The sequence below is a fragment of the Virgibacillus salarius genome (assembly GCF_039521925.1).
GTDB classification, from domain to species: Bacteria; Bacillota; Bacilli; order Bacillales; family Amphibacillaceae; genus Virgibacillus; species Virgibacillus salarius.
In genome coordinates this window covers 17,116-34,956 of the sequence record NZ_BAAACY010000109.1, presented here as the reverse complement: position 1 = coordinate 34,956, position 17,841 = coordinate 17,116, and the positions used below count along the sequence as shown (strand labels likewise).

Annotated in this window: 14 protein-coding genes, 1 pseudogene and 1 riboswitch; of the genes and pseudogenes, 2 read left to right on the top strand and 13 right to left on the bottom strand. The window is 35.6% G+C overall.

What is annotated here, in order from left to right:
- Positions 1-74: 74 nt before the first annotated feature.
- From ABDZ84_RS14225 to pxpB, 6 genes are all read right to left on the bottom strand, one after another.
- Positions 75-818, bottom strand: coding sequence for a Cof-type HAD-IIB family hydrolase (locus ABDZ84_RS14225; protein WP_026679927.1), 744 nt, complete (start codon positions 816-818; stop codon positions 75-77).
- A gap of 16 nt (positions 819-834) precedes the next feature.
- Positions 835-2,022, bottom strand: coding sequence for an MDR family MFS transporter (locus ABDZ84_RS14220; RefSeq protein ID WP_343781988.1), 1,188 nt, complete (start codon positions 2,020-2,022; stop codon positions 835-837).
- A gap of 64 nt (positions 2,023-2,086) precedes the next feature.
- Positions 2,087-2,296, bottom strand: a complete 210-nt coding sequence (locus ABDZ84_RS14215) for a hypothetical protein (RefSeq protein WP_152525394.1) — start codon at positions 2,294-2,296, stop codon at positions 2,087-2,089.
- A gap of 241 nt (positions 2,297-2,537) precedes the next feature.
- Positions 2,538-3,482 carry a 5-oxoprolinase subunit C family protein gene (locus ABDZ84_RS14210; RefSeq protein WP_343781986.1) on the bottom strand — a complete coding sequence of 315 codons (945 nt, stop codon included), beginning with the start codon at positions 3,480-3,482 and terminating at the stop codon, positions 2,538-2,540.
- Positions 3,483-3,510: 28 nt separating this feature from the next.
- Positions 3,511-4,266, bottom strand: a complete 756-nt coding sequence (locus ABDZ84_RS14205; protein WP_343781984.1) for a LamB/YcsF family protein — start codon at positions 4,264-4,266, stop codon at positions 3,511-3,513.
- Positions 4,266-4,994, bottom strand: a complete 729-nt coding sequence (pxpB, locus tag ABDZ84_RS14200) for a 5-oxoprolinase subunit PxpB (RefSeq protein WP_026679931.1) — start codon at positions 4,992-4,994, stop codon at positions 4,266-4,268. The genes ABDZ84_RS14205 and pxpB overlap by 1 nt, the downstream gene beginning before the upstream one ends.
- A gap of 263 nt (positions 4,995-5,257) precedes the next feature.
- Between pxpB and ABDZ84_RS14195 the strand changes: the two are divergent.
- Positions 5,258-6,906 (top strand): annotated as a pseudogene (locus tag ABDZ84_RS14195) (SLC13 family permease).
- Positions 6,907-7,097: 191 nt separating this feature from the next.
- Here ABDZ84_RS14195 and ABDZ84_RS14190 read toward each other — a convergent pair.
- From ABDZ84_RS14190 to motA, 7 genes are all read right to left on the bottom strand, one after another.
- On the bottom strand, positions 7,098-7,280 hold the full coding sequence (locus ABDZ84_RS14190; protein WP_026679932.1) for a hypothetical protein: 183 nt from the start codon (positions 7,278-7,280) through the stop codon (positions 7,098-7,100).
- A gap of 760 nt (positions 7,281-8,040) precedes the next feature.
- The gene (locus tag ABDZ84_RS14185; RefSeq protein WP_026679933.1) at positions 8,041-9,243 is read right to left on the bottom strand and encodes a CynX/NimT family MFS transporter; all 1,203 of its coding nucleotides are present in this window, start codon (positions 9,241-9,243) and stop codon (positions 8,041-8,043) included.
- A 1,223-nt stretch (positions 9,244-10,466) separates the two neighbouring features.
- Complete coding sequence (locus tag ABDZ84_RS14180) at positions 10,467-10,547, bottom strand: putative holin-like toxin (protein ID WP_228088988.1); 81 nt, start codon at positions 10,545-10,547, stop codon at positions 10,467-10,469.
- Between the two features lie 414 nt (positions 10,548-10,961).
- Positions 10,962-12,911, bottom strand: a complete 1,950-nt coding sequence (gene ltaS / locus ABDZ84_RS14175; RefSeq protein WP_026679935.1) for a lipoteichoic acid synthase — start codon at positions 12,909-12,911, stop codon at positions 10,962-10,964.
- A gap of 305 nt (positions 12,912-13,216) precedes the next feature.
- Positions 13,217-14,911: a methyl-accepting chemotaxis protein gene (locus tag ABDZ84_RS14170; RefSeq protein WP_026679936.1), complete on the bottom strand. Its 1,695-nt coding sequence runs from the start codon at positions 14,909-14,911 to the stop codon at positions 13,217-13,219.
- 24 nt (positions 14,912-14,935) lie between these two features.
- On the bottom strand, positions 14,936-15,712 hold the full coding sequence (motB, locus tag ABDZ84_RS14165; protein WP_026679937.1) for a flagellar motor protein MotB: 777 nt from the start codon (positions 15,710-15,712) through the stop codon (positions 14,936-14,938).
- Complete coding sequence (motA, locus tag ABDZ84_RS14160; protein WP_026679938.1) at positions 15,705-16,490, bottom strand: flagellar motor stator protein MotA; 786 nt, start codon at positions 16,488-16,490, stop codon at positions 15,705-15,707. The genes motB and motA overlap by 8 nt, the downstream gene beginning before the upstream one ends.
- A gap of 160 nt (positions 16,491-16,650) precedes the next feature.
- Positions 16,651-16,734: riboswitch (cyclic di-GMP riboswitch) on the bottom strand.
- Positions 16,735-16,954: 220 nt separating this feature from the next.
- Between motA and ABDZ84_RS14155 the strand changes: the two genes are divergently transcribed.
- Positions 16,955-17,827 (top strand): methyl-accepting chemotaxis protein, encoded by an 873-nt coding sequence (locus ABDZ84_RS14155; protein ID WP_034678428.1) that lies wholly within the window; start codon positions 16,955-16,957, stop codon positions 17,825-17,827.
- Positions 17,828-17,841 lie beyond the last annotated feature (14 nt).

The following is a 17,841-nucleotide window of genomic DNA, read 5'->3' as shown; positions in this document are numbered from 1 at the left end:
AAAAAAGTGGTACTCACCAAATTATTGGCGAGTACCACTTTTTATTTTACTGGGTTTTGTCCCAGCCCCACTTTTTATAGCACAAAGCGATGAATTGCTTTTGCTACACCATCATTATTATTCGTATCCGTTACATAATTAGCTGCTTGCTTTATTGCATCCTGTGCATTCCCCATAGCAACACCGATGCCAGCTTCCTGGATCATTTTCATGTCATTTAAGCTATCTCCTACAGCCATAATTTCTTTCATTGAGATACCAATTTTTTCACAAACTGTTTCCAATGCACTAGCCTTACTAACACCTTTTGGATTAACCTCCATATTAGTCGGTAATGAATTCGTCAATTCCAACCCTTCTATGTAAGATAGCTGCTTCATCATTTCACTAAGCCTTGACTCATTATAAGATTCACATCCAAATTTCAACCATTTATGATCATAAAAGTTATCTGGTGCTGAATCACGATAAACTCCTTCTGTGGAAATCATCCATATCGATAAACCAATTTCTTTTGCTAAAGTATACATTTTTTCTATTTTCTCCGGTTTCAGTAGATGCTGTTCTACTAATTCCTTATTAACTGTCCATATTTCTCCACCATTTGCTGTAACTAAATAAGAAGTTAACTTTAGCGATTCTGCGTATGGATGACAGGATTGCAGCCAGCGTCCTGTACTTAACACCACATGCACATCTTTCGCTAAGGCTTCAGCAATTGCTTCACGAGTTGCTTCTGACACCTCATGCTCACTATTTAAAAGTGTCCCATCCATATCCAATGCAATTAATTTAATTTCTGTTTTTATTTCTGACATGTAGCATCCTCCATTATTAACTTTGTCTTTTCATACGGATATTTCGATCATACACAAAAGTTGTCATATAAGGAATTAAAAGCAAGAACAACAATACAAAAAATAAGATCTCGATATTAAATATGTCTACAACGAAACCGCCGAACACAGGCCCAACCATCCTACCCGTAGCTCCTATACTATTAACGATTCCTTGGTAGAAACCAGTCCTTCCTTTGGGAGCTAATTCATTAGCTAATGATGGTATAGCTGGCCAAACAAGCATTTCTCCAATAGTTAATATAATCATTGCCAAAGCAAACATACTAAAGGTATCTGAAACCATTGCGATGATAAATGAAATTAGTAAGATGGTGTTTCCTATATAAATATGCATTTTCTCCGATGTTACTTTGCTTGTAATCCATTTTAACAGAGGTTGACCAAGAACGATAAGAAATCCATTTATAGCCCATAAAGAACTATAAAGTTCTAACGGAATATCAAGGTCCTGGGTATAGGAAGCAATCGTCGATTGCCATTGACTATAAGCAATCCACGTAATTAAAAAACCACTACATAAAATAAATAGCGCAATAAATGCTGCTTTATTCTTAATCTTACCTCGCTGTTCAATAATTGTTGTATGCATCTGTCTATCTCTTTCTTTATCCATATGCTTAAACGTTAGCAGGACAATAAGGAAAAAACTGATAAAGAGAAAGGCATTAGCAAAAAATATATAGTTGAAAGAAATACTTGCAACATATCCACCAATTGTTGCTCCCAATGCCACCCCTAAATTTTGTGCTACATAAATTGCGTTAAACGCACATCTCCCTCCTTCTTGCCAAAGTGATCCAGCCATTGCAAACATAACTGGCCATGTAATACCTGATCCAAAACCAATCATGACGAGAAAAATAGAGTAAAATAAAATATTGTGATGTAAGAAGGTCATAGCGATTGAGGCAGCCACTGCTAGACCAGTACCGTATAGAATTGTCTTGTAGGCACTAAATTTATCAAACAAAGCTCCACCAATTAGATTACCCGCGATGGATGCTCCTTGGTTAAACATTAAAATAAACCCTGCAAAAGCAAGACTTTTACCGAGCTCATTATGCATATATATTGTATTCAACGGCCATAAGAATGAGGCTCCCGTTACATTAACTGTTGTCGCTATCACCAATAGCCATATTTGCTTTGGCATATGCATCATCTCACTGTCTCTTGTATTATCTAAGCTATTTTAATACATTTCGAGAGACGAAGCAATTAACATTTTAAAAATTATTGTAAAGTTTATTTAATCGCCTCATTCGTACAACAGACAACAACATTGTAATTAGAAAAACTCCAATAATTACAGAAGTAAACCTACTACCTATGTCATTTTGGTTTATCGCAGATATCCTATAATAATCGTTAGTACCAATATGGTTACCACCAATTCCAAATGTAAGTTCCTCATGACTAGCTGGGCCTCGCGGCATGGTCTATACACATTATACAGCCTTATTATATATTCAGTTACCAGAAACTATTCCTATGCATAACCGGCAGTATTACCCCTACTTCAAGCAATAAAGTGAAATCACTATTGGTAAGTGGGAGATAAACAAAACTTTCACTGATTGAAGTTTTACTTTATTATTCTATTATAGCGTTTAACGTATTCACACTCGTTATTAGAATTTCTATTCTATTAACTTTTTACAATGCCAGTAAGTTTCATTACATAAATTGACGAAAGGTTTGCAATTGATATAACTCTCTTTCTTTTCTTTTGATTCGCTTTTGTGCTTCTTCAACAGAAACCGGATAAAAACCTATTTTTCCCTTGGGAACAAGCTGGGCGATCTTAGGAATATCATTACTGATTACCGTTCCAATACGTGGATATCCACCTGTTGTTTGCCTATCTGCCATTAGAATAATTGGCTGACCATTCGGAGGAACCTGTATACCACCAAATGGAACAGCATCTGTCCAACTATTTATTTCTTTACTTGTAGGAATCATTTGCGAATGTAAACGATAGCCCATTCGATTTGAATTTGGTTCTACGATATGTAATTGTTTAAAAAATATCGCTCTTGATTCCTCAGTAAAATGATTCATATGTGGTCCTTCAATAACTGCAACACTAACCACACTAGAGTATGTTGGTATTAGTGAATTTGCCAATTTAATTTTCCGTTTCACATATAAGGGAATTCCTTTGATTACGCTCATATGCTCTAATGTTTGTCCAAAGCCGTTTTGTACATCAACCGACTTACTACCAAAATAGGATGGACAATCGAATTCACCAGCCATAGCAATATAAGCGCGAACACCGTTCCTAGATGCTCCAAATGACAGAATATCTCCTTTATGCATAGGAACAGCACAATACAGAGGTGCTTCTTCACCGTTAATTTTTGCTTGTAAATCTGCACCTGTTATAGCAATGGTTAATTCTGTACAGGCTTCCAAAGTTGGACCTATTAAAGTCACTTCTAAGCAAGCTTTATTCCTTAAATTTCCGACAAGAATATTGGCTAATTGACAGGCGTATTGATCCATTGCTCCAGATACAGGAACACCGAATTGCTGATATCCAATTCTTCCTAGATCCTGAAAAGATGTAAAAATGCCAGGCTTATGCACCTTAAATACTATTTCACTACAAATCAACAGAAACACTCCCAAAATATTCTTTTCGTCATAAATGTGCTATGGATACCCCAATATTCTTCAACATCTGATGAAGAGCTTTAGCAAAAGTGAGGGCATAGCTCCCGTCACCATGGATACAAACAGTATCTGCATCAATCTTAATTAAAGATCCATCTGTTGCCTCTACGTTATTCTCTAAAACTATTCTCTTAACCTGCTGAATGGCCTCATCCACATTCTCAATAATCGCATTAGTTTCTGTTCTAGGTGTTAAGCTTCCATCTGATTGGTATGTTCGATCAGCAAACACTTCAGACGCAACCCTTAACCCAACCTCTTTTCCCGCTTTAATTAGTTCACTATTTGCCAAACCAATAAGCACAAGGTTTGAGTCAAACTGATACACAGCTTGGGCTATTGTAGAAGCAATTAATCTGTCACGTGCTGCCAAGTTATATAATGCACCATGCGGTTTTACATGGTTTAGCTTCACTTCATGAATCTTGCAAAATGCGCTAAGGCTACCAAGTTGATAGATAACTATCTGATAAATCTCCTTGCTGGAAAATTCCATCATTCGACGTCCAAACCCAGCAAGATCTGGAAAACCAGGGTGTGCCCCAATAGCAATATCAAATTGTTTAGCTAATCTAACCGTTTTATTCATGACAAATGGATCACCTGCATGCATTCCACAAGCTATATTTGCTGAACTAATAAATGTTATTATTTCCTTATCAACACCAACTGTATATGCTCCAAAGCTTTCACCCATATCACAATTTACATCAATAGTGAGCATTATCTACGTACCTCCTTACTGAAAACCTCATAGCTACCTTGCTTCATCTTCTCCACAATGTCATCATATTCTTGATGCGATATAGAAAAAAATTTAATTCTATCTCCTGCCTCAAATAGAAAAGCATTTTGTTGGAAATCAGGATGAAACAGCTTAACCGGTGTTTTCCCTATAATGTTCCATCCCCCAGGGGACTGTACCGGATAAATCCCTGTTTGTCTTGATGCAATACCAACAGATCCAGCCTCAACATATGGTCTTGGTATATCCAATCGTGGCGTGACAAGTTGATCATGTAAACCACCTAAATAAGGAAATCCTGGTAAGAACCCAAGCATATAAATTAAATATTCAGGTTGTTGGTGATAGAACTTTACTTTTTCTATAGATAGGTGATTAAAATTAGCGACTCTTTGCAAATCCGGACCATATTTGTCTCCATATACAACAGGCACATGAAATATACGAACTGTTACATCATCATGTTCGATCGGCTCATTAATCAACTGGTTTACTTTTTGCTTTAATCGTTGAAATGAAATACATATGGGCTGATAATAAATTGTAATTGAATTATAAGCAGGAACCCATTCCACTACCCCTAATATAGAGGCAACTGATAGCTTCTTACATATAGATCGTATAGTTTTATTCATTCGCTCTGAAACCTCTCCACCTAGTAATAACTTTAAAGCGTTATCACCAACTGCCTTGAAACTATATTCCATTAACCATTCCTCCGAAAATTCAGTTATTTAAATGATAGCATATTTTAAAGTGGTTCATTACCTTGATTTTTAATGAAAGCGTAATCATTATTGCTTGAATCCAATTAATTCCATCCATATAATAAGAATATCAAGCTTCCATTTATCTGTTAATATATATAATCTAATTCTATCTCTTAGTGAATTATGTCCCTTACCAACAACCTAAAACGAGAAATCTAATACTCTGTTTTACTAGCAATTATATATAAGGAGGTTATTAAATGATTTCAACTACATGGGACTGGATGTGGAAAAAACATGATGAATTAAAGGAAGCCTTCTTTCTCTTTGTAAAGCCTCACCCATCTAAGTTAACAGCGAAAAGACAACTAATTCAACTGATTATTCTAGTAGTAATAATAATGGGAAACATCGATACAATAGACCAGCACAAAAAGCTGGTTTAATACTTGGCCCTTTATTATTTATAGTAATGTTGCTATTTTTTTCTCCTAAAGGATTGGCTTGGGAAGGAATAGCGATACTTGCAAGTACCGTTTGGATTGCTGTCTGGTGGATGACAGAGGCAATACCTATCCCTGTAACGTCACTACTCCCAATTATACTATTACTATTCCCGATGACAGGCGGGTTAGATATCGGGACTACTACATCTTCATATGGCAGCGATACTATTTTTCTATTTATGGGAGGTTTTATGATAGCATTGGCTATGGAAAAATGGAATCTGCATAGACGAATTGCATTAACAATCATTTCCTTGATTGGTACGAATACAAACCGAATCGTATTAGGGTTTATGGTATCCACCGGATTCCTCTCTATGTGGATATCTAATACTGCTACAGCAATGATGATGGTTCCAATTGGATTGGCTATTATCTATAAAGTGTCAGATGCTTTAAAAGAAGATCCGTCTATCGATACATTAAAAGACAATTTTGCATTTGGAAAAGCATTGATGCTTAGCATCGCTTATTCTGCCTCCATTGGCGGGGTTGCAACGTTAATTGGTACGCCACCGAATGCTGCACTTGCAGGAGTTATTAATGAGATGTATGACATTCAACTATCCTTTTCTACTTGGATGCTATTTGGTGTTCCAATCGCTTGGGGATTTATCTTTATCATTTGGTTTTATCTAGTCAGAATAGCATTTCCACTTAAGCTGAAGGAACTTCCAGGAGGTAAATCTGTTATTACAAAAGAAAAGCAAAAGCTTGGAAACGCCTCATCAGAAGAAAAAGCTGTATTTACTATATTTGTTTTTACTGCCCTTGCGTGGATCACACGTAGCTTTGTGTTAGCAGAATTAAACCAAAATATAAATGATGCCATTATTGCAGTGGCTGCAGCAATCATTCTATTCATCATTCCTTCTAAAAATAAACAAGGTGATTTCTTATTGGATTGGAATACAGCTATCAAATTACCTTGGGGAATTTTGCTGTTGTTTGGAGGAGGCTTGGCTATTGCAGCAGGCTTTACACAATCTGGGCTTTCGGAATGGATTGGTACACAGTTAATCACATTACAAGGAATTCATATTTTTATTGTCCTACTTGTTATTACTGCATTAGTCATTTTTTTAACAGAAATCACTTCGAATACAGCAACTGCCAATATGATGTATCCAATTATGGCTGCACTTGCAATTGCACTTGGCGTCCATCCTTATGTTGTCATGATCGCTGCAGGAGTAGCGTCATCTTGTGCCTTTATGCTTCCTGTTGCAACACCACCTAATGCTGTTGTATTTGGAGCAGGCTATTTACGTATTCCAGATATGGCCAAAGCAGGAATCGTATTAAACCTTATTGGTATCGTTCTAGTTACAATAAGTGTTTACTTTTTACTCCCTTTAGTTTGGGTAATTCATCTTACCGAACTACCAGATTTCATGAAATAAAATGAAACTTCAATCCGTGGAAGTTTTGTTATCACCCACGGATTGTTAGTACCACAAGGATATGACCTAAAGGCCTTGGAAGCAATCGGACATTACTAGAAGTCGATCCCTCGCTTATCGCTATGGCCTAAGATGGGAATTACTGCCAATTATATGTGAGATAAAAAGAGAAAAGCACAGATATAATCGATTCACTTGTCCTCAATTTTTTTATCTCTTTTCCTAAGACCTTTCGGAAAGTTAAAAACGATAAGCATAATCCCTATAAATAAAATGCTATAGGCGATTATATTTGAAGTATCTTCATATATAAAATAGGCACCTACTGCAGTGAATACCCATCCGACTGCTTCCATAAGTAGATATCTAATCACAGCAAATCTCCTCTCTTTTATCTATTTCTAATAATAAAGTGAAACCTTCATCAGTGGGGGTTTTATTGCCAGTTATATGTGAGATAAAGTACTGAAGGTCTTGACAGTGAATACATATATAACTCGTAATATACCTATAAAAGTAATTAAAGCCATCCATATTCTCCCATATGGAGCAAGCACAGTGGTACTGCCTAGTGATCCTTCGATATAATAAGATACTAAAAATATAAGCTTGACGCACTCCCTTTATGATGAGTAGCTTCCTCACTAACTGCTGTTGCCGTTAAAGAATGTGCTGTAAACAACCATAACAAGTAATACAGAGTCCTATTATCATAAGATGAGGTAGTTACTTAATGTCATTATCATACAAGTGCAAAGAATAATAATGCGTAAACTACGAACTCGCTTTTAACCAAAGAGACAAGCAAGCCAACAAGTAATTAATGAGCCTAATACTCTAATGATCGCATATCAGAAAAGGAATAATAGACCTAATTAAACAGAGCATACGAAAGATGGGGTCAGATAAAATCCAATAACGAATAATCCGATAATTGATCCAATAATTACAAACGACAAGGACAAACTTGCAACTGATACACCGACATCAAACGCGGTAACAAATATCAGTAGTATAAATTTGACGGCGTACATACTAGCAAAATAAAAGAAGTGAACGCTAAGCGTATCGTTACCTTCCAGAAATAAAAATCGCAAATGCTATAAGCCTTCAGCACGGATGTCACAACCTACATTATTCATCAAACACATATTTATCCCGACCTGCTCCCATGCCAAATAATACTACAATGAGTGCTACACTAATCAACGTTACTAGCGGAATATTCCATGAATGGGTAACATCATACAAATAGCCAATAACAATTGGACCAAAAGCTGCTAAAACATACCCACACGATTGTGCCATGCCTGATAACTCCGCTGCCTGTTTTCCGGTTCGTGCTCGCATACTAAGTAGAGTTAATGCTAACGCAAATGTTCCACTAAGAGCAAAACCAATTAAGATTGTACTAATAACCATGACGACAATAGATTCACCTAGTAATAAGCCTGTATACCCGCTTACTGAACAAAATCCCATTGCCAAGACTAAGCCACGTTGTGATTTAAATTTACCAGCTAATACAGGAACGAGAAAACTAGCCGGTAACCCTATAAACTGTAAAAAAGATAACATCCATCCTGCAGCAGCTATACTAATGCCATAATCATGAAGTATTTCGGGCATCCATGAAATCGTCACATAGAACAAAAAAGATTGAAATCCCATAAATGCTGCTACTTGCCACGCTAAAGAAGACTTCCAGATACGGTTATCTGCAGCAGATTCAAAATGATATACCTGCTGTTTTGTAGGATTCCTGCGAACAAGATAAACCCATACACCAATTCCTATTAAAGCTGGAGTTGCCCAAACGAACAAGGCCACTTGCCAGCCTAATCCAAGTCCTTGAGCAATTGGTACACTTAGCCCTGAGGCTGTAGCAGCAAATATTCCCATTGCAGTGGAATAGATACTTGTCATAACAGCGACCCTTGCAGGATACTTTTCCTTAATGACACCAGGAAGAAGAACATTACATATCGCTATTCCTATACCAATGAGCAATGTTCCACTGAAAAGCAAAAAAACTGTTGATAAGGAACGAATACTGATACCTATAAAAAGTAGAATTAAACCAAGTAACATGACTCGTTCATTCGTTAAACGATTTCCTAACTTTGGAACAATTGGAGACATAACAGCAAAAGCAATTAACGGCAAACTGGTTAATAGTCCTGCACTCCCATTTGAAAGTCCCAAGCTATCCCTTATTGTGCCAATAATTGGACCAACAGATGTAATAGACGGGCGTAAATTAAATGCTACAATAATAATTCCAAATACGAGAAGAAATCGATATACATTCGTTGTTTGTTCTTTCGATTGATGCATTTCCAACTAGAGGTGCTCCCTTCATAAATATATCCTTTCCTTAATATAGCATATCTCTACAAACACTATAAGCAGGAGATATTCATTCTCAAAATTAAAAACCTACAGGTCTCTACAATTATCGTTTGTTCTATGTTAAAAGGGAATGAATATAAATAAAGAGAACTTCAATCAGTGGGGCTTTTACTGCCAGATAGTATATGAAATAATTCACGTTGAAATAATGCCGAATACTAATATGATGCTTCATCAAAATCTGAAATATGACAGAGACCGGCATCTACTAACATACAACCAAAATTTGCTTAGACAAGTGGATCATCAGACTCGTGCTATCCTCGTATAACCCAGCCATTTCTAATGTCCAATAAAAAACCGGACTACGCTCCGGATATTTGTATCCTTAGATTATAGTTCGGCTATACCTTTATTTCCTTTGTCTTCATGAATCAATTAGTTAAAACATATGTACTTATCCATTCAAGCTGACATACAACCATTTTAGACTGAACTCTCTCCATATATTTACAGCAACACAAGTAATTGAATTCATTTGATGAAAATATTAATTGTTTTTTATGATAGGGAGAAAAACAACTTGCTATATGATTTTTTGGAAGTAAATTTTTCTCTGCTTGATGTTCAGAAAGCATATATCTAGACTTGTTCATATAATCCTCCTTATTCATTCCCCCTTTTTTGTAAGAACAGGTTGTACATAGTAGAGGTATTACAATTTATTTAATTCTAAAATAAACCTCCTATCCATTAATAATTCTAAATATCTAAGACTATATACTCATTATCTCATAGTAGTCAAGCATTTTAAATTTTGACATTAATGTCGAATTTAAGGGTATATTACTAGTGACAAGCGTTTTATTTCGTCGAATTCAATCAATTGTTGTCATAAAATCAATGAAAATCATGATTTCATCTAAGCATTTTGACGAAGTCTGCAAATTATGTTTATTTGTGACAAAATTATGAACTTTTTTCATAAACATGTTATAAGTTATACAACTATCATAATCACTAGGTGTTCATCCATTCTTGCTCCTGTTTAAATTCTGTGTATATGCTTGTTTTATGGTATACTATAGGTAGAATTATGCATATACTAAAAAGACCACAGCTGCAACTGTGGTCAAAGATAAGCAGTTCCCCTAGGGATCGGCTTTCCGCAAATAGGCCTCTCCATGCATGTAAGGCTAAAGGGAGGTCTATTTTTTATTGATGATCCGTATGATCAGAGTCAAGAAAGCTACCAAAAAGGTGCCAAACGAAAACATCACCATAAACACTTCATAAATGTTCAATTGGCTCACCCCCTCAGAAAAAAATAGGGCTAGCCGATTGTCCTAAAAGAACGTTATCTGTTAATTAGTATATCATACATTATAAAATAAATACCTCGAAACAGAACATTTGTTTGCATTTAATTTAGGTTTCCTTGCTATATGATATACACCAAGCATCTAATGCTTGTATAATTTATTGTATGTAACTTTTAACAGACGATGTAATGCATTTGGTAGGATTCTATGTTAAAATGGTTATTTGTTAATTTTTCAGATAATTATCAGGTCAAATTAAGTTCTTTCATAGCTACTGTAAAAAATGAGCATATACACCATATAGTTGTCCTACTCTTGATTTAGAAAATTATAACCTAAACAAAAAACTGGGAGGCTTAGTATAGTCTCCCAGTTTTTTCTTTATTCTTCTACCTTTCCATTTTCATCATCTGGTCCACCGTAGAAATACTCATTTTCATCTACAGGTTGCCAATCTTCATTTGGTGTATAGAAACGTAATAGGTCACCATACAACACTTCATCGGAAAGCTCTAGCTCCTTCATAACTGTCTCATGCATTTCTTTCATTTCTGGAGTAGGCTCTTCAATAACCTCTTTTGTTGCATTATCGTAGTATTTCCCATCAACATAACTATATTTTTCTGTCATAAAGTTACCATTACGAAATGGGACGAAATCTTTATGATCCTCTGAAAACATGTCTGTACCAAATTGAATGTAATCTCTGGCATCAATTCCTAAAATATGCAGTAGCGTTGGCATAATATCGATTTGGCCACTATATTCATGATTAATACCTTGCCCTTCTACTCCTGGCACCTTAATCATGAAGGGCACACGCTGTAAATCAGCATTTTTCAATGGAGTAATTTCTTCTCCAGTAATCTCGGCCATTGCCCTGTTATGGTTATCAGATATTCCATAGTGGTCTCCATAGATCATAATAATTGAGTCCTCATATAAACCTGCTTCTTTCAAATCATTAAAGAATTGTTCTAACGATTCATCCAAATAGCGAGCTGTTTGGAAGTATCTGTCAACAGAACCATCTCCTGTTTCAGCTGGCTCAATACTTGCCTCTTCTTCATCAATGAGATACGGATGATGATGAGTTAGAGTCATCATATGGGCATAAAATGGTTGATCCATTTCTTCAAGGTATTGCATTGATTCTTCGAAGAATGGTTTATCCTTTAAGCCATAATTAATAACATTTTCTTTACTCATATCAAAATACGCTTCATGATAAAACTCATCAATACCTAAGTGTTTATATACTTCATCACGATTCCAAAATGATTTACCATCTCCATGAAATACAGAACTTGTATAACCTTGTTGTTGTCCTAGTATAGCTGGTAGCCCTTGAAAAGTGTTACTACCTTTAGTAACAAAGGCTGCTCCTTGTGGTAACCCATATAATGAAGTATCTGTAATTAATTCTGCATCAGCTGTTTTACCTTGCTCTGTTTGATGGAAGAAGTTATCAAAATATGTGAAGCCTTTTTCCTGATCATGAACGAGAGAATTCAAAAATGGCGTAACTTCTTCTCCATGTAGCTTATAATCAATTAAGAATGATTGAAAAGACTCTAAATGAATTTTAATAATATTCTTTCCTTCACCCTTACCAAAATACGCTTCATTCGGTTCTGCATACTTCGATTTCGTGTAGTTCTCTACTTTTACGATGTCACTACTATCTGCTAGTACACGTCTAGTTGACGTTTTAGCACTTTGAATAGCATCATAAATGGTAAAGTTAAATGCTCCCAAATATTTCACTAAATAGTTTCTATCAAATGTTCTTTCTAATAACTGTGGACGGTCAGCTTCTGCTAATCCTAGATTAATAGTAAAAGCTAATACACCTGCAGCTAATACCATAAATGGCTTACGGAGTTGTATACGACTTACTGACCAACCTTTACGTATAGTGGTATACAATACGATTAGTAAAATAATATCGACTGCATACAGCAAATCATGCATTTGAGCTAAATCAGCAATACTTCCACCAATACTTCCAAAGTTATCTGTCTGCATTAACGTAGGAATGGTAATGAAATCACTATTGAAGCGATAGAACACGACGTTTGCATATAAGATAAATGAAAGAATTGCGTCTATTACGATAATCCATATTCCTGCTCTTCTACCTTTTGCAAATAAGGCTAGTCCGAGAAAAATTAATCCAGAACTGAGAGGATTAAAGAATAATAGAAATTCCTGCATTGCCCCACTTACACCTAGATTGAATTCAAATTTATATATCGTATACGTTTTTATCCAAAATAAAACCAGTGCAACCGCGAAGAACCCCATTTTTGTTGATACTAATTTCTTCACTTTTTTCACCTCTAATTTTAAATCTCAATTTTTAATTTGTTTAGTTATATCTTTAGCTAATAACGATTTTTAATTATAACGCAATCCTCCTATTTGGTCAAAGACTTTTCTGTGACTTTTTTTGGCATTATTTGTCGAACCCTTGATCTCTTAGCTTTACATAATAAAAAAACATGATATATTACCATGTTTTTCTATTTATTCCGCTTGTTTAGAGCTTGCTGTTACTCCAATCTGGGGTAGTATCTCTTTATTTATATACAACAAGATCATTCCATGTATTACTTTCTTTAACCTGTATAATACTACAAATTAAATCGTTTAATTAACATATTTAATTCATCAGCTAAATCCGCTAGTTGGTCAGCGTTAGCGGCAACTTCTTCCATTGAACTACTGGTTTGTTGAGTCGAAGCAGAAGTTTGCTCCACACCAGCTGCTGATTCCTGTGAAATAGCTGCAATTTCACTTACTGAACCATTCATTTCTTTACTACTTTCAGCAATTCCTACTAAGTGATTTTTCACTGCTCTAATTTGTTCGGTCATATGTTTAACAGAGGTATAGATCGTATTAAATGTTTCTTCGGTCGACTCCATTTGACCTGTTCCCTCTTCTACTTCTCGATAACTTGTTTGTAGGGTAGTTACTACAAATTGTGACTCTGATTGAATATCTCCCACGGCATTTGTTATTTCATCTAACGACGAGGAAACCTGTTCTGCAAGCTTTCGAACTTCGTCCGCTACGACAGAAAAACCTTGGCCATGTTCACCTGCTCTTGCTGCTTCAATTGCTGCATTCAATGCAAGTAGATTTGTTTGCTCTGCTATGTCACTAATTACTGTTACTAAATTAGATATTTGCTGCGACTTAGTATCCAATCCTTCTACTCGCTGGACAGCATCCTTCACAATTTGATCAACTTTCCTAACTTGGTCCTTTGTAGATACCATAGTAACCTGTCCAGCTTCCGTTTGATCTAATATTTCAATAGAAGCATTCTGAATCATTTCGCTACTCGTATTTACTTCCTGAATACTTCGATCAAAATCATGCATCATACTTGCCAAGTTTCCTGCATGACTAGCTTGTCCTTCCGAACCTGATGCTAATTCCTGCATAGTTACAGCAACTTGCTCTGTACCTTGTTGAACTTCATTAGCCGCCTGTGTTAATGCTTCACTTTGGTCATTTACTTTTGAAGAAACTTGTTTCACTTTAGATAGGAGTTCCTTTAAATTAGCATTCATGGTATTAGCTGCATTGGTCAGTTGCCCAATTTCATCTTTTGTTTTAACCACCAACGGTTCATGGTTAAGCTTTCCTTCGGCAATAATATTCATTCGCTGCTTAACTAATTGCAATGGCCTCGTAATTGAATTTGATGTAATTAATGCAATCAAGGCTCCTAGTATAATGACTACTGCAGTAACCACTATACCAATTATAAGTAAGGAATTGCCTGTTTCAATCATCGACTCTCCCATGCTATTGATAGTTCTTTCTTTATCTGCTGCTAAATCCTTAAATCCACTTATCAAATCATTTGCAAGTGGCTGCACCTGGCTCGTCATAATGAGCATTGCTTTTTCTTTGTCTCCACTATCATACTCCTTAAAAACTTTATCCGTTAGATGGCCCCACTCAATTTTTTTATCCATTAAAGATTTTACTTGCTTTGAATCTGCGTGATCCAACACAAAATTCTCAAGCTTGATTGTTTCTTCCACTGTATCCTTAAAGTTCTGTTTGTATTTATCTTCACCATATAACAAATATCCGCGGATTTGACTTGTCCGTTCAGCCATATTTATAGCCAGCTGTTCATCTGCCACTAATAGCTGCATTTCTTCTTTTATTATCTCTTTTGTGTTTGCATTGCTCTGTTTCATACCAATAAAATTTGTAATGCCTAGCAATAGTACCAATATGATGATGACAGAAAACGCAACGAACAACTTCATTTTTATGCTCTTAAATGTCAATACTTTTTTCAATTCTGTTCCTCCTGATTTACAAAACTAGTTGTTTTTATTCCGATCAATGTTCTGTGTATCAATTTCATAATTCGGTAATATAAGAACTTCAACTCGTCTATTTTTCGCGCGATTTTTCTCGCTTGAATTAGGTACAGCTGGTTGATGCGGTCCATACCCTTTAGCGCTAAATTTAGTTGGATCTAGTTTTTCATTTTTTAATAATAAATGCATGAAATTGACAGCTCGAGTCACACTTAATTCCCAGTTTGAAGTAAATTCGGCATAATTAATTGGGCGATCATCCGTATGACCACTAACTACCACTTGATGGGGCGGGTCCGTATAAAGAAACTCTGATACTTCCTCCGCAATTTGCTTACCATTCGTCGAAACCTCAGCACTCCCAGAATCAAATGATATATCGTTTAATATAGATATTAACAATCCTTCATCTGTCAGTTTTGTGTCTAATTTATCATGGAGCCCTTTTTCAGCAATATATTTATTCATTTGATTCTGTACTTCTTGTAAATCCTTTAGTTCCTGTTCATTTGGTGTTAATTGTTTCTCTTCTTCTTTGTTGTCCTCATCAACTTTATTTGGGAGTTCAATAGAATGATTACTCTCCTCTAAGATACCTTGTCCTCCAGAAAACTCATTTTGAAACACACGTGATAATTCTTTGTATTTTTGTGTATCAACCTCACTCATTGCAAATAATACGATGAATAGAGCAAGCAATAATGTTAATAAATCGGAATAGGGAAGTAACCATGATTCATCAATATGATGTTGTTTTCGCTGTCTATTTCTACGCATCTGTCTCATCCTTTTTTAAGGAAGCAAATTCCTTCGTTGACAAATACGAGCCTAGTTTATCTTGTACAACCATTGCAGAATTACCAACTGTAATAGATAACATTCCTTCCAGCATGATCTCCTTTATTTGCACTTCTTTTTTCGATTTTTCTCTAAGCTTATTTGCAAAAGGATGCCAAAGTACATATCCTGAAAAAATACCTAACAAAGTGGCAATAAACGCAGCGGATATAGCATGTCCAAGCACATCCATATTCTGCATATCACCTAATGCAGCTATCAACCCAATTACTGCCCCTAACACACCTAAGGTCGGCGCATATGTACCTGCTTGAGAGAAAACAGCAACTCCCTCCTGATGTCTGTCTTCCATAGCATTAATTTTCTCTAGCATAACTTCTCGAATAAACTCAGGAGACTGTCCATCTACTACGAACTGTAAGCCAGACTGTAAAAAAGGATCATCAATTTCCTTTAGCTGCTTTTCTAATGACAATAGACCTTCTTTTCTCGTTTGATCAGCTAATTGTGTAAACATCTCAACTACTTCTCTATGATTATATTGTTGTTTATCCGAAAAAATAATTTTCACTAAAGCTGGAATCTTTTTAAGTGTACTCATTGGAAAAGCAATACAAACAGATGCAGCAGTACCTATAAAAATAATTAATATAGCCGCTGGATTAACGAGTGCAACCAGATCAACTCCTTTTAATACCATTCCTACGCCAACTGCAATAATTCCTAAAAAGATTCCTATAATAGATGTTTTGTCCACATTTAATCCTCCTGTTCAAATTACATAACTTTCCATCAAAAAAGCTATCCTGATAACGAATAGCCAAAAAACCTCTTTTATTTATAGTTGTGAACACCTCACCTAGCTGATGTAGGAAAAGTGTCACTTCTATATAAGAAGAAACAAATAAAAGAAAATACTTGGCAACCAGGCGATCATAGATAGAATCCTTAGACCCTAGGCTTTGCGTCCTCCCCTTTCGAAAAGTTTGCCCTTATCAACCATGTCATGTTCATTTTTGTATACCATTGTTATCGGCAGGATTTTTAAAATGATAAAGATAAAATTGGAAATATGTGCTTTTTTATAAGTCTATATATCTATTGCATATGTGTAAAAACTGTTAATAATTTCTTATGTCTCTTTAATTCTAGGCATTTTTACCGATAATAATGACGTACAATTATTAACAACAAATTGAAATAAAGACAGGAGTGAAAAATATGACCTTTGCCAATGCTGAAAAATTAGCAGAAACAAATATTCATCCATTATTACAATCTTTTGTCACCGTTGGACCATTTTTACAAAGCTTAATAAATGATGATATAACAATTGGAATTTATGATACAGAAAAGTTAGTGATCAACTTTCCAGCGGAAACATTCTCGCTTAATGTAAATCCTGGTGACCCTTTAGTAGAAGGGGATATTGTTACAAATGCTATTTTAGAGAATAAAAATCAAGCAGCCATTGTCCCTGCAGAACTATTCGGCGTAAACCTAATTGCTCGAGCTATTCCTCTACACGACGAAGAAGGAAATGTTATTGGTGGTGTAGGAGTAGGCCTAAGTGTTGAAAAAGCAAATCAGCTATCGGAAGTTGCAACAAATTTATCTGCCGTGTTTGATGATGTGACTAATACGATTCAAGATATGGCTGAGTCCATTACCGGGCTTGCCAGTAACATGTCCTTTATTTCAGAAAAAGCTACAGAAGTCACAAATCGCGTTGATACCATTGAAAAAGTATCAAATGTTGTCAAGGGGATAGCCGATCAAAGTAATTTATTAGGGCTTAATGCAGCAATTGAATCAGCGAGAGCTGGGGAACACGGAAGAGGATTTTCTGTTGTAGCAGATGAAATTAGAAATATGGCAGCTAATTCAAAAGACCAGGTAACAGAAATACACACCATTACGGATAATATTAAGGAAGTAATATCTAATCTCGATACCTATATTCAGGATGCCAACTTAGAATCAGACAGTCAATCGGCAGCGATCGAAGAGCTAACTGCCACAATGCAGGAAATAAATGGGAACATACACACATTGGCACAATTAGCGAAAGAGAACATTCAACTAAAAAATTAAACAAGGAGTGATAC

What these genes read in the sequence shown, in the direction of transcription:
- ABDZ84_RS14225 (WP_026679927.1), bottom strand. Translation starts at nt 818, where the DNA reads ATGTCAGAAATAAAAACAGAAATTAAATTAATTGCATTGGATATGGAT.
- ABDZ84_RS14220 (WP_343781988.1), bottom strand. Translation starts at nt 2,022, where the DNA reads ATGATGCATATGCCAAAGCAAATATGGCTATTGGTGATAGCGACAACA.
- ABDZ84_RS14215 (WP_152525394.1), bottom strand. Translation starts at nt 2,296, where the DNA reads ATGCCGCGAGGCCCAGCTAGTCATGAGGAACTTACATTTGGAATTGGT.
- ABDZ84_RS14205 (WP_343781984.1), bottom strand. Translation starts at nt 4,266, where the DNA reads ATGCTCACTATTGATGTAAATTGTGATATGGGTGAAAGCTTTGGAGCA.
- pxpB (WP_026679931.1), bottom strand. Translation starts at nt 4,994, where the DNA reads ATGGAATATAGTTTCAAGGCAGTTGGTGATAACGCTTTAAAGTTATTA.
- ABDZ84_RS14185 (WP_026679933.1), bottom strand. Translation starts at nt 9,243, where the DNA reads ATGCATCAATCGAAAGAACAAACAACGAATGTATATCGATTTCTTCTC.
- motB (WP_026679937.1), bottom strand. Translation starts at nt 15,712, where the DNA reads ATGCGTAGAAATAGACAGCGAAAACAACATCATATTGATGAATCATGG.
- ABDZ84_RS14155 (WP_034678428.1), top strand. Translation starts at nt 16,955, where the DNA reads ATGACCTTTGCCAATGCTGAAAAATTAGCAGAAACAAATATTCATCCA.